Source organism: Mesorhizobium captivum (assembly GCF_033977165.1).
Lineage (GTDB): Bacteria > Pseudomonadota > Alphaproteobacteria > Rhizobiales > Rhizobiaceae > Mesorhizobium > Mesorhizobium captivum.
Genome location: NZ_JAVIJB010000001.1, coordinates 132,940 through 146,081, shown reverse-complemented (window position 1 = coordinate 146,081; position 13,142 = coordinate 132,940). Strand labels below are relative to the sequence as shown.

8 protein-coding genes are annotated in these 13,142 nt (G+C 63.8%); 4 read left to right on the top strand and 4 right to left on the bottom strand.

Features of this window, described 5'->3' with window-relative positions; all coding sequences use genetic code 11:
* Positions 1-11: 11 nt before the first annotated feature.
* Positions 12-917 carry a UTP--glucose-1-phosphate uridylyltransferase GalU gene (gene galU, locus RFM40_RS00675; RefSeq protein WP_320224786.1) on the bottom strand — a complete coding sequence of 302 codons (906 nt, stop codon included), beginning with the start codon at positions 915-917 and terminating at the stop codon, positions 12-14.
* Positions 918-1,153: 236 nt separating this feature from the next.
* Between galU and RFM40_RS00670 the strand changes: the two genes are divergently transcribed.
* The 3 genes from RFM40_RS00670 (at position 1,154) to RFM40_RS00660 (ending at position 4,246) form a co-directional block, all read left to right on the top strand.
* Entirely contained in the window at positions 1,154-2,374 is a 1,221-nt protein-coding gene (locus RFM40_RS00670; protein WP_320224785.1) for a lytic murein transglycosylase, read from the top strand.
* A gap of 113 nt (positions 2,375-2,487) precedes the next feature.
* Positions 2,488-3,708 carry an SGNH/GDSL hydrolase family protein gene (locus RFM40_RS00665; RefSeq protein WP_320276973.1) on the top strand — a complete coding sequence of 407 codons (1,221 nt, stop codon included), beginning with the start codon at positions 2,488-2,490 and terminating at the stop codon, positions 3,706-3,708.
* Positions 3,709-3,838: 130 nt separating this feature from the next.
* Positions 3,839-4,246: an MAPEG family protein gene (locus tag RFM40_RS00660; protein WP_320276972.1), complete on the top strand. Its 408-nt coding sequence runs from the start codon at positions 3,839-3,841 to the stop codon at positions 4,244-4,246.
* Positions 4,247-4,378: 132 nt separating this feature from the next.
* Here the strand turns inward: RFM40_RS00660 and RFM40_RS00655 are convergent, their stop codons facing one another.
* Together RFM40_RS00655 and gltB are read right to left on the bottom strand one after the other, a co-directional pair.
* Positions 4,379-5,833, bottom strand: a complete 1,455-nt coding sequence (locus RFM40_RS00655; protein WP_320276971.1) for a glutamate synthase subunit beta — start codon at positions 5,831-5,833, stop codon at positions 4,379-4,381.
* A gap of 251 nt (positions 5,834-6,084) precedes the next feature.
* The gene (gene gltB, locus RFM40_RS00650) at positions 6,085-10,806 is read right to left on the bottom strand and encodes a glutamate synthase large subunit (RefSeq protein WP_320276970.1); all 4,722 of its coding nucleotides are present in this window, start codon (positions 10,804-10,806) and stop codon (positions 6,085-6,087) included.
* Positions 10,807-11,302: 496 nt separating this feature from the next.
* Between gltB and RFM40_RS00645 the strand changes: the two genes are divergently transcribed.
* Positions 11,303-12,355, top strand: a complete 1,053-nt coding sequence (locus RFM40_RS00645) for a threonine aldolase family protein (protein WP_320224780.1) — start codon at positions 11,303-11,305, stop codon at positions 12,353-12,355.
* Here RFM40_RS00645 and RFM40_RS00640 read toward each other — a convergent pair whose 3' ends face one another.
* Complete coding sequence (locus RFM40_RS00640; protein WP_320276969.1) at positions 12,356-13,108, bottom strand: sulfite exporter TauE/SafE family protein; 753 nt, start codon at positions 13,106-13,108, stop codon at positions 12,356-12,358.
* Positions 13,109-13,142 lie beyond the last annotated feature (34 nt).

Sequence of the window (13,142 nt, the reverse complement as noted above, 5' to 3'; positions counted from 1 at the left end):
CGGCAAATGCCCTAAAAGGCGGCGCCGCGGCGTTCGGCCGGCTGCACCTCATCCAGCAGCGTTCGGATGACCCCGGCCATGCTCGCGTTCATATCGTTGCGCCAGAGCGCGAAGGCGACATTGGCCTCGACGAAGCCTTCCGGCGAGCCGCAGTCGAAGGTGCGTCCTTTGTAATGATAGCCGTAGAAGGACTGCTGCCGCTCGAGCTTCAGCATCGCATCCGTCAGCTGGATCTCGTTGCCTGCGCCACGCTCCTGGCTTTCGAGGATGCCGAAAATCTCCGGCTGCAGGATGTAGCGCCCGTTGATGAAGAGATTGGAGGGGGCCGTGCCCGGCTTCGGCTTCTCCACCATTTCGGTGATGCGGAAGCCGTGATGGGTATCCTCGCCGCGGCCGACGATGCCGTATTTGTGCGCTTCGGCCGGGTCGCATTCCTGCACGGCGATGATGTTGTTGCCGGTCTCGGCATAGAGTTCGACCATGTCCTTCATGCAGCTTTTCTCCGACTGCATGATCATGTCGGGCAACAGCAGCGCGAACGGCTCGTCGCCGACAAGCTCGCGCGCGCACCAGACGGCATGGCCAAGCCCCATCGGCACCTGCTGGCGCGTGAAGCTGGTCTGCCCCGGCGCCGGCTGCAGCCGCTGCAGGCGGGCGAGCTGATCGTCCTTGCCGCGCTGGGCCAGCGTATCGTAGAGCTCGAACTGGACGTCGAAATGATCCTCGATGACCGCCTTGTTGCGACCGGTCACGAAGATGAAATGCTCGATGCCGGCATCGCGCGCCTCATCGACAACATATTGGATGACCGGCCGGTCGACGACGGTCAGCATCTCCTTCGGAATGGCCTTGGTGGCTGGAAGAAATCGTGTGCCGAGGCCGGCGACCGGGAAAACTGCCTTACGAACTCGCTTCATGCTCCACCCATCCTTTTTTGAACCCATTATCCGCTCGGCGCTCCGCTCCGCAATCCCCTCCAACATTTTCACGCCGGGAATCATTTTCACGCCGGAATGTTGAACTACAGAACGGCCGAGTTGACCGGCGAAAGGCCGCGACCGCACTTTTCGTTCCTGGCGGCCCCTATGGTAAACTAAATACTAACCCGGTTCGGCGTTGAATGATCCTTCCTGATTTGACGAAGGAGGAAAAGATGTCCGTTCGCAGTACCGCAAGGCGCCTGACGGCACTGGTGACGGCGGCCGGCCTGACGCTTGCCTTGCTGATGCCCGCCGGACCTGCTTTCGCCGATGCCGGGTTCCGCCAGTGGGTCGCAGGCTTCCGCGCCACCGCGGTCGCGGGCGGCGTCTCCGGCGCGGTCTATGACCAGGCCATGAGGGGCATCGAGCCCGACCCGGTCGTGCTGGAAAAAGCCCGCACCCAACCGGAATTCACCGCCCCCGCCTGGGATTATTTCGACAACCGCGTGCATGACCAGTCGGTGGCCAACGGACAGGCGATGGCGCGCAAATGGAAGCCGTGGCTGGATCGCATCGAGACGCGGTTCGGCGTCGACCGCAATGTCCTTCTCGCCATCTGGTCGATGGAATCGAACTATGGCGAGATCCTCAAGCGCGACGACATCATGCGCAATGTCGTCCGTTCGCTGGCAACCCTTGCCTATGGCGACCCGAAGCGGTCGAAATATGCCCGTACGCAGCTGATCGCCGCGCTGAAGATCCTGCAGACCGGCGACATCGACGAAAGCCATCTCATGGGTTCCTGGGCCGGCGCGATGGGCCAGACGCAGTTCATCCCGACCAGCTATCAGCGCTATGCCGTCGACATGGACGGCAACGGCCGGCGCGATATCTGGAATTCGATCCCCGACGCATTGGCGACCGCCGCCAACCTTTTGAGGAAGAACGGCTGGCAGGCCGGCAAGACCTGGGGCTACGAGGTGACCCTGCCGGCCGGCAAGCTGCCCGCTGGATCGAAGACGTTGGCGCAATGGCGGGCGCTCGGTGTCGCCAGGGCCAATGGCAAGCCGTTCAGGAACCTGACCGATAAGGCGACGTTGAAGGTGCCGGACGGCAGAGGCGGACCGGCATTCCTGATGATCAGGAATTTTTCGGTCATCAAGGCCTACAACAACGCCGACAAATACGCTTTAGCCGTCGGCCTTCTCGCCGACGAGATCGCCGGCGGCACCGGTCTTGTGCAGGACTGGCAGCGGCCTTTCACCAAGCTCACCTTCGAGGAACGCCAGGAATTGCAGAAGCGGCTTTCCGAGCACGGCTATTATGACGGCAAGTTCGACGGCAAGATCGGCGACGGATCGAAGGCCGCCATCATGGCTTATCAGGCCAAGGTCGGCTTGACCCAGGATGGCTATCCGAGCCTGGAAGTGCTGAAATGGCTCCGGAAGCAATAGAGCCGTCCATGGCGCGAGGCATCCTTTCAAAGACGGAAAGGATGCTGTAGCGCTTCGGCTTGCGCATGACTTTCCGCGTTTTGCTGGTCATGCGCCAAGGAATGGAGAGGTGATTGGTTACGGTTGCGCGTATCTGGCTGATCGTTCGCCGCCTGCCGATCCTCGTTCTGGCCGTCGCCGTGCTCGCCGTCGCCAGCTCCAGTGCCTTCCATTCGCCAGCTTTCGCGCAGGAAGAGGAAAGCCGCGGCTGGTCGCTGCGCGACCTCCTGTTCCCGCGCCGCAGCGAGCGCATCGAGCCGCCGGTCGAAATCCAGAAGGCCAGACCGAAACCAAAGAAGAAACCCAAGCCGCGTCCGCCGGCCGAACCGGAAACGCCGATCGTCGAGAAGGCGCCGGACGCCCGCGTCGTGCTGGTGGTCGGCGATTTCCTGGCGGGCGGGCTGGCCGAGGGTCTCGACGACGCCTTCGCCGACAATCCGGCCGTCAGGATCGTTGTGCGCAGCAACGGCTCGTCCGGCTTCGTGCGCGACGATTTCTACAACTGGCCGGTCGAGATCAAGTCGCTGATCGAGACGGAGAAACCGTCCGTCGTGGTGGTCATGCTCGGCTCCAACGACCGCCAGCAGATGCGCGTCGGCGACGTGCGCGAGCAGCCGCGCTCCGAGACCTGGACCAAGGAATATGAGCGCCGCGCCGACGCGCTGGGCAAGGCCATTCAAAACACCAAGGTGCCGTTCCTGTGGGTCGGCATGCCGGCGTTCCGGGTGGCGAAGATGACCTCGGACATGCTGGCCTTCAACGACATCTATCATTCGGCCGCCCAGGCGCATGGCGGCGAGTTCGTCGACGTCTGGGACGGCTTCGTCGACGAGAACGGCGCCTTCGTCACCTCCGGTCCCGACATCAACGGCCAACCGGTGCGCCTGCGCTCGGACGACGGCATCAACATCACCAAGGCCGGCAAACGCAAGCTGGCCTTCTATACGGAAAAGCCGCTGGCGAAGATCCTGGGACTGGCGGCGCCGGGAAGCGTCACCACGGTTTCCGCGCCGGCCGGCGCCCCGGTCGAGGCGTCGAAGCCTGCCGCGGCCCCTGTCATCGTCGACCGCACGCCGCCAATGCTGCTCAGCGACCCCGCGCTGGACGGCGGCACGGAACTGCTGGGCGCTGCTCCGCCCATCAAGGCCGATCCGAACCTGCCGGGTGAAAAGCTTACCGTCGAAGGCAAGGCGCCGGCCGCCTCGCCCGGCCGCGCCGACGATTTCTCCTGGCCGCCGAAACCCGCTACAGCGGCCGCCGCCGCGCCGGACACGACGACAGCGATCAATCGCTAGAACAATTCCCTGAAAAGTGCGTAGCGGTTCCGTCCGGAATTGTGGCGTGCAAGCATTCCGAGCCGGGTAGAACAGTGGCATTGTCCGCCAATGGCAATATCCATGGCTGCGGCCATGATTGGGGGACGAGATGTCAGCGACGGGCTACGCGTTGATTGGGTTCACAGCTTGGGCGCTTTGCCTGCTTATCTTCATGGAGGTCGTGCGGACCTATCTGGTTGTGACGGGCCGGGCACCGGCAAATGGTTTCACGCCTGATAATGCTGGCCTGTCGCCCTTCATGCAGCGACTGGCGCGGTCTCACGCTAACTGCATTGAAGGTCTACCGATATTCGGCAGTCTCATGGCGCTAGCGATCATGACTTCCCGCGTTTCGATAACCGATCCTCTCGCATACTGGTTCCTAGGGGCGCGTATCACCCAGTCGCTCATTCATTTGACGTCGACAAGCCCAACTGCGGTCAAGGTTCGATTTTTGGCGTTTGCGGTCCAGATGGCCATCGGCGCCTACTGGGCGGCAGCACTACTGGTGAGCTAGAGCATCTCGGGAGAGCGGGTCAGCGTTCTGAGAAGGCTGAGCCGCTCCAGATCATCCAGATCGCCGAGGGCTCCTGGACCGGAGCATTTGCGGCCAGGCGGAGTCTCCTGGCGTTGCAGAACGCATCGCTCCTCAGCGAGGCAGCACCGTCGATCCCATCAACGCCTCGTCGATCGAGCGCGCCGCCTGGCGGCCTTCGCGGATCGCCCAGACCACCAGCGACTGGCCGCGGCGCACGTCGCCCGCGACATAGAGCCTGTCGATGCTGGTCTTGTAATCGCGGTCGTTGGCCTCGACGTTTCGCGAACGGCGGCTGTCGGTGACCACATTTATCTCGCCGTCGAGTTCCTTCATCACGCTGTCGCCCGCCGGTCCGGCAAAGCCGATGGCGATGAAGGCGAGATCGGCGCGGATGACGAATTCGCTGCCGGCGATCGGCTTGCGCTTCTCGTCGACCTCGCAGCAGCGGACGCCGGTCAGCTGGCCGTCCTCGCCGATGAACTCGAGCGTCGCCACCTGGAATTCGCGCTCCGCGCCCTCGGCCTGCGAGGACGACGTGCGCATCTTGGTCGCCCAGTAGGGCCAGACCGCGAGCTTGTCTTCCTTCTCCGGCGGCTGCGGGCGGATGTCGAGCTGCGTCACGCGCACCGCGCCTTGGCGGAAAGCGGTGCCGATACAATCGGACGCGGTGTCCCCGCCACCGACAACGACGACATGCTGGCCGCCGGCGATGATCGGGTGCGAGGGCCACGCCACCGACTGGATCGGCTCGCCGCCGACGCGGCGGTTCTGCTGCACCAGATAGGGCATCGCGTCATAGACGCCGGCGAGATCGTCGCCCGGAATGTTGGCCGGGCGCGGCGTTTCCGAGCCGCCGCAATAGAGCACGGCGTCGTACTCGGCGAGGAGCTCGGCGACAGGCTTGTCGACGCCGACATTGACGCCGCAATGGAAGCTCACGCCCTCGCCCTGCATCTGTTCGATGCGGCGATCGATGTAGTGCTTCTCGATCTTGAAGTCCGGAATGCCGTAGCGCATCAGCCCGCCCGGCCGGCTCTCGCGCTCATAGACATGCACGTCGTGGCCGGCGCGGCCGAGCTGCTGCGCCGCCGACATGCCGGCCGGACCGGAGCCGATGATGGCGACACGCTTGCCGGTCTTCTTCTCCGGCGGATAGGGCCGGATGTGGCCGGTCTCATAGGCCTTGTCGGCGATCGCCTGCTCGATCGTCTTGATGGCGACCGGAATGTCCTCGAGGTTCAGCGTGCAGGCTTCCTCGCAGGGCGCCGGGCAGATGCGGCCGGTGAACTCCGGGAAATTGTTGGTCGAATGCAGGTTGCGGATCGCGCTGTCCCAGTCGCCGTTGTAGACGAGATCGTTCCAGTCCGGGATTTGGTTGTGGATCGGGCAGCCGGTCGGCCCATGGCAGTACGGGATGCCGCAATCCATGCAGCGCGCGGCCTGCTTCTCGACCTCCTTGTCCGACATCGGCAGCGTGAATTCGCGGAAATGCCGGATGCGGTCGGAGGCAGGCTGGTACTTGTGCACCTGCCGGTCGATTTCGAGAAACCCTGTTACCTTGCCCATAGTCCAGTCCCTGCTGTCCGAAGGCACGCTCGAAAGCCTAGCTTGTCGGCACACCCGTTAACCTCATAAGGCCGCCATGGCAACCTTGGTTCCTAAAGCAATTCCAGGAAAAGTGCGTAGCGGTTTTCCGTCCGGAATTGCGTAAAAACAAATAGTTAGAGCGGTTTGGCGGTTCTAGCCAAACCGCTCTAGGTCAGGATTGTTGGTGAGGATGCCGGCCGAGGCATTGTCTCCCCGGCCACGCCCGAAGGCTATTCCGCCGCCACGCTCATGCGCATGCGTTCCATCTCGATCAGCGCGCGGCGATACTCGACCGGCATGATTTTCCGGAATTTCGGCCGGAAGCTCTGCCAGTTGTCGAGGATCTCGCGGCCGCGCAGCGAGCCCGTGTAATGGACGTGGTTCGAGATCAGCTGATAGAGCCGCTCCTCATCGTGGCTGGTCATGTCGCCGGAGACGTCGACGCGTCCCTTGTGGTCGAGGTCGCCGCCATGATGGAGCAGCTTCTCCATCAGGTCGTCCTCTTCCGGAACCGGCTCCAGCTCGACCATCGCCATGTTGCAGCGCTCGGCGAAATCGCCCTTCTCGTCGAGCACATAGGCGACGCCGCCCGACATGCCGGCGGCGAAGTTGCGCCCCGTTTTGCCGATGACGACGACGATGCCGCCGGTCATGTATTCGCAGCCATGGTCGCCGACGCCTTCGACGACGGTGACGACGCCGGAATTGCGCACGGCGAAGCGCTCGCCGGCGACGCCGGCGAAATAAGCTTCGCCCTCGGTCGCGCCATAGAGCACCGTGTTGCCGACGATGATCGATTCAGCAGCAACGATCTTGGCCTCTTCCGGCGGACGGATGACGATGCGGCCGCCCGACAGGCCCTTGCCGACATAGTCGTTGCCGGCGCCGACCAGATCGAAAGAGACGCCGCGCGCCAGAAACGCGCCGAACGACTGCCCGGCTGTGCCGGTGAGCTTGACGGTGATCGTGTCCTCGCGCAGGCCCTTGTGCTTGAAGCGCTTGGCGACTTCGCCCGACAGCATTGCGCCGGCGGAGCGGTCGACATTGCGGATCGGCAGCTCGATGGTGACCGGCTGCTTGGCCTCAAGTGCCGGCTTCGCCTGCTCGATTAGCTTGCGGTCGAGCACATCGTCGATCGGATGCTTCTGCCGTTCGGTCCAATGCAGCGCCTCATGCGGCGCATCGGGCTTGAAGAACATCTTCGAGAAGTCGAGCCCGCGCGCCTTCCAATGCTGGATCACGTCGCGCTTCTCCAGAAGGTCGGTGTCGCCGATGATCTGGTCGAGATGGATGAAGCCCATTTCGGCAAGCAGCGCGCGCACCTCTTCCGCCACGTAGAAGAAGAAGTTGATGACGTGTTCCGGCGTGCCCTTGAAGCGCTTGCGCAGCACCGGGTCCTGCGTCGCCACGCCGACCGGGCAAGTGTTCAGGTGGCACTTGCGCATCATGATGCAGCCGGCCGCGATCAGCGGCGCGGTCGAGAAGCCGAACTCGTCGGCGCCGAGCAGCGCGCCGATGATGACGTCGCGCCCGGTGCGCAACCCGCCGTCGACCTGCAGTGCGACGCGTGAGCGCAGGCCGTTGAGCACAAGCGTCTGGTGCGTTTCGGCAAGACCCATTTCCCACGGGCTGCCGGCATGCTTGAGCGAGGTCAGCGGCGAGGCGCCGGTGCCGCCGTCATAGCCCGAGATGGTGATGTGGTCGGCGCGCGCCTTGGCGACGCCCGCCGCAACCGTGCCGACGCCGACCTCCGACACCAGCTTGACCGAAACATCGGCCACCGGGTTGACGTTCTTGAGGTCGTAGATCAGTTGCGCCAGATCCTCGATCGAATAGATGTCGTGATGTGGCGGCGGCGAGATCAGGCCGACGCCAGGCGTCGAATGCCTGACCTTGGCGATAGTCGCGTCGACCTTGTGTCCAGGCAACTGGCCGCCCTCGCCGGGCTTGGCGCCTTGCGCCACCTTGATCTGCATGACGTCTGAATTGACGAGATATTCCGCCGTGACGCCGAACCGCCCGGAAGCGACCTGCTTGATCGCCGAGCGCTCGGGGTTCTTACCGCCGCCGGGCAGAGGCAGATAGCGGTCGGCCTCTTCGCCGCCCTCGCCGGTGTTCGACTTGCCGCCGATGGTGTTCATGGCGCGCGCCAGCGTGGTGTGCGCTTCCCTGGAGATCGAGCCGAAGGACATCGCCCCGGTCGAGAAACGCTTGACGATCTCGGCCGCCGGCATGACGTCTTCGAGCGCGACCGTCTTGCGCCCGGTTTCCTCGGCGAGCTTGATCTTGAACAGGCCGCGGATGGTCTGCGCTCTAGCTGTCGCGCTGTCGATCTGCGCCGAATAGTCCTTGAATGTGTCCCAGGAGCCCTGGCGCACGGCGTGCTGCAAGGTGGCGACCGCGTCCGGCGACCACATATGGGCCTCGCCGCGCATGCGGAACATGTACTCGCCGCCGACCTCGAGGCTGTTGCGCAGCACCGGGTCGTTGCCGAAGGCGTCGCTATGGCGGCCGAGCGTCTCGGTCGCGATCTCGTCCAGCCCGACGCCCTCGATCAGCGTCGCGGTGCCGGTGAAGTACTTCTCGACGAAATCCGACTTGAGCCCGATGGCGTCGAATATCTGCGCGCCGCAATAGGACTGGTAGGTCGAGATGCCCATCTTGGACATCACCTTAAGGATGCCCTTGCCGATCGACTTGATGTAGCGGGAGACGACCTCGTATTCGTCGACCTCTTCCGGCAGCTCGCCGCGCTTGTGCATGTCGAGCAGCGTGTCGAAGGCGAGATAGGGATTGATCGCCTCGGCGCCGTAGCCGGCCAGGCAGCAGAAGTGATGCACCTCGCGCGGTTCGCCGGATTCCACCACCAGCCCGACCGCGGTGCGCAGGCCCTTGCGGATCAAATGGTGATGCACCGCCGCGGTGGCGAGCAGCACCGGGATGGCGATGCGGTCCGGGCCGACCTGGCGGTCGGACAGGATGATGATGTTGTAGCCGCCGGCAACCGCCGCCTCGGCCCGCTCGCAGAGCCGGTCGATGGCGCCCTGCAGGCCCGCAGCGCCCTCGCTCGAGGCGTAGGTGATGTCGATCGTCTTGGTGTCGAAACGGTCCTCGGTGTGACCGATGGAGCGGATCTTCTCGAGATCGCCGTTGGTCAGGATAGGCTGGCGCACTTCCAGCCGCTTGCGGCGCGACGTGCCGACAAGGTCGAAGATGTTCGGCCGCGGCCCGATGAAGGACACCAGGCTCATCACCAGCTCCTCGCGGATCGGGTCGATCGGCGGGTTGGTGACCTGGGCGAAGTTCTGCTTGAAATAGGTATAGAGCAGCTTCGACTTGTCCGACATCGCCGAGATCGGCGTGTCGGTGCCCATCGAGCCGACCGCTTCCTGGCCGGTGGTCGCCATCGGCGCCATCAGAAGCTTGGTGTCTTCCTGCGTGTAGCCGAAGGCCTGCTGTCGATCGAGCAGGCTGACGTCCTTGCGCAGCGCGCGCGGCTCGACCGGCTTCAGGTCCTCGAGGATGAGCTGCGTGTTGGCGAGCCAGGTCTTGTACGGGTGCCTGGTGGCGATCTCCGACTTGATCTCCTCGTCGGAGATGATGCGGCCCTTGGCAAGATCGATCAGAAGCATGCGGCCGGGCTGCAGCCGCCACTTCTGCACGATCTTTTCCTCCGGCACCGGCAGCACGCCGGCTTCCGAAGCCATGATGACGCGGTCGTCGTCGGTGACGATGTAGCGCGCCGGGCGCAGGCCGTTGCGGTCGAGCGTCGCGCCGATCTGCCGTCCGTCGGTGAAGACGACCGCCGCCGGCCCGTCCCATGGCTCCATCAGCGCGGCATGGTACTCGTAGAAGGCCTTGCGGTCTTGGTCCATGAGCTTGTTGCCGGCCCAGGCTTCCGGGATCAGCATCATCATGGCGTGGCTCAGGCTGTAGCCGCCCTGGAATAGGAATTCGAGCGCATTGTCGAAGCACGCCGTATCGGACTGGCCTTCGTAGGAGATCGGCCACAGCTTCGAGATGTTGTTGCCGAACAGCTCGGAATCGACCGAGGCCTGGCGCGCCGCCATCCAGTTGTTGTTGCCGCGCACCGTGTTGATCTCGCCATTATGCGCGACCATGCGGTAGGGATGCGCCAGCTTCCACGACGGGAAGGTGTTGGTCGAGAAGCGCTGGTGGACGAGGATCAGCGCGGTCTCGAAGCGCGGGTCGGTGAGGTCCTTGTAGTAGGCGCCGACCTGATAGGCCAGGAACATGCCCTTGTACACGATGGTCCGCGCCGACAGCGATACGCAATAGGCGCCGATGTCCTTGTTGTCGTTCTCGGCATAGATGCGGCCCGAGATCACCTTGCGCAGCAGATAGAGCCTGGCCTCGTATTCCTCGTCGTCCGGAATGTCGGCCGTGCGGCCGATGAACACCTGCCGATGGAACGGCTCCGACGCCACGATTTCCGGCGCCTTCGACAGTGACGAATTGTCGACCGGCACATCGCGGAAGCCGATGAGCGGCAGCCCTTCGGACTGAGCCGATTCGGCGATGATTTCCTCGACATGGGCGCGAAGTGCCGCGTCTTGCGGCATGAACCAGTGGCCGACGCCGTACTGGCCGGCGGGTGGCAGTTCGACGCCCTTGGCCGCCATCTCCTCACGGAAGAACTGGTCCGGAATCTGCACCAGCACGCCGGCGCCGTCGCCGACCAGCGGATCGGCGCCGACGGCGCCGCGATGGGTGAGGTTTTCCAGCATCGCCAGACCGTCCTCGACGATCTGGTGCGACTTCACGCCCTTCATGTTGGCGATGAAGCCGACGCCGCAGGCGTCATGCTCGTTGCGCGGATCGTAGAGCCCTTGCGCGGTCAAGCCGTTTGTCGGGCGAGTCGGATTTTTGACGGCTGCCGCTTTCGTCTGCGCGGCCTGGCCGTTGATCGCAGATGGCGTCAGTTCCGTCATCGTCCTGTCCTCCGTTCCGCACCCTTTGGCGGTGATTCCCTTAGGGCGCTGGTTTGCCTTGGGAAGCAGAATGCTTCCCCTCGATCCTTGCTGCACGTCTCGCGAAATTCTTGCCGAACCATCTCGGCTATACGCCCGGTTCGCACCCGGTATCGTACAGGCCAGAGCGGATCCGTCTACCCGCCGCTCGCGACAATGGCCGGAATGGCACCAATGATACGCCAGTCCAGCCTGTTTTGTGCGACAAAATAAGACAGCACTACTGTCCTAAATTTTTTATGGCAGAATTCGGGGGCCCGCACAAGACCGATTCACAAAAATCTTGGTCACGCCGCGACACAAAATTTCGTGACACGATCGAGAACCGTAAGCTTTGGTCGCAGCCCTATGTAGCCGCCGACTGGCTCCACCGCTTTGCGAACGATTGGCCCTTGCGCTTCGGGCGCCAAAGCAGTCAAGTCGCGCCCGTTTTGCCAATCACGATACGGACCTCTCGATGTACTTTGCATCCGACAACTGGGCGGGCGTCCATCCAGACATTTCGGCCAATCTTTCCCGTCACGCGGCCGGCATCGCAACCGCCTATGGCGACGGCGACCTGGACCGGGCCGTCTACCGCCGCTTCAGCGAGATCTTCGAACGCGAGGTTCAAGTGTTCTTCGTCGCGACCGGCACGGCAGCCAACGCGCTTTCGATGGCGGCGTTGAACCGTATCGGGGGCATCGCCCTGTGCCATTCCGAAGCGCATATGAATGTCGATGAGTTCGGCGCGATGGGCTTCTATACCGGCGGCGCGCGCGTGGCGCCTGTTCCAGGTCCCCTGGGCCGCATCAATCCGCAGGCTCTGGACAAGGCGATCAAACGCTATTCGCAGGACCTCGCTCCGGGCGGCCAGCCGATGGCGGTGACGATCACCCAGGCGACCGAAGTTGGCACCGTCTACACCGTCGACGACGTCAAGGCGATTGCCGAGGTCAGCCGCCGCCATAAACTGCCGCTGCATATGGACGGCGCGCGCTTCGCCAACGCGATTGCGGCGACAGGTGTAACCCCCGCCGAAATGACCTGGAAGAGCGGTGTCGACCTCATCTCCTTCGGCGGCACCAAGAACGGCTGCTGGATGGCCGATGCGGTGGTGATCCTCAATCCGGATGTCGGCAAGGACTTGCGCCTGCTGCGCCAGCGCGCCGGACAGACCTTCTCCAAGGCGCGTTTCATCTCGGCCCAGTTCGAAGCCTATTTCGCCGATGACCTTTGGCTCAGGATGGCGCGGCATGCCAATACGATGGCGGCACATCTGGCCGAGACCATCGAGGACGCGCCGGCGGGCAAGCTCGCCTGGCTGCCGCAGGCCAACGAAGTGTTCGCGATCCTCGACCGCCGCACTGCCGAAAAGCTGCAGGCCGCCGGCGCCAAATTCTATGAATGGGGCGTGCCGCAGGGTTTTGACGGCCATCTCGGCGACAACGAAGCGATCTACCGCTTCGTCGCCAGCTTCGCGACGACGGCGGAAGAGATCGACCGCCTCGGTCAACTGCTCTCCGAATGATCAGGCCAGGAAAGGCCGCACCAGCAGCTCGAAGCCAAGCAGGATCAGGAAGATCAGGAACCAGCGGCGGAATGCCGCCGGGCTGATCCGCTGTCTGAGAACCTGCCCGAGCCACATGCCGAGCAAGGCCGGCAGCACAGCGAGCGAGGAAATCGCCAGATGTCCGACCTCGAAGGCGCCATGCGAGGCCAGACCCAGCGCCAGCGCGATGGTGGACACCGTGAAGGAAAGGCCGAGCGCCTGGATGAGGTCATCGCGGCCCAACCCGAGCGCCTGGATGTACGGCACGGCCGGCACGACGAAGACTCCGGTGCCGCCGGTCACAAGGCCGGTCAGAAAGCCTACAAATGGTGAGAACCAGCGCTCGGTCTTCGCCGGGACGGCGGGCTGCCGCGCCAGCAATGCGTAGGCGGCATAGAGAACCAGGGCGGCGCCGAGGCCTGCTGTCGTCCATGTTATATTGTCGCTGGCGAGCAGCCGCGAGCCGGCGACGGTGCCGATCACGATGCCCGCCATCATCTGCCAGAGCCGTCTCAGGATCGATGCAAAACTCGGGCCGGCGAACAGCTGCCAGACATTGGTGACGAAGGACGGCACGATGAGCAGCGACGCGGCGGTGACAGGCGGCATGACAGTGCCGAGCAATCCCATCGCCAGCGTCGGCAGCCCCATGCCGGTGACGCCCTTGACTATCCCCGCCAGCAGGAAGGTGACGACGATGGTTGAGGTGAGCAGCAGGGAGAAATCGGTCATTGCCCTTCATGGGAGGACAATGCGGGCTTCAAAA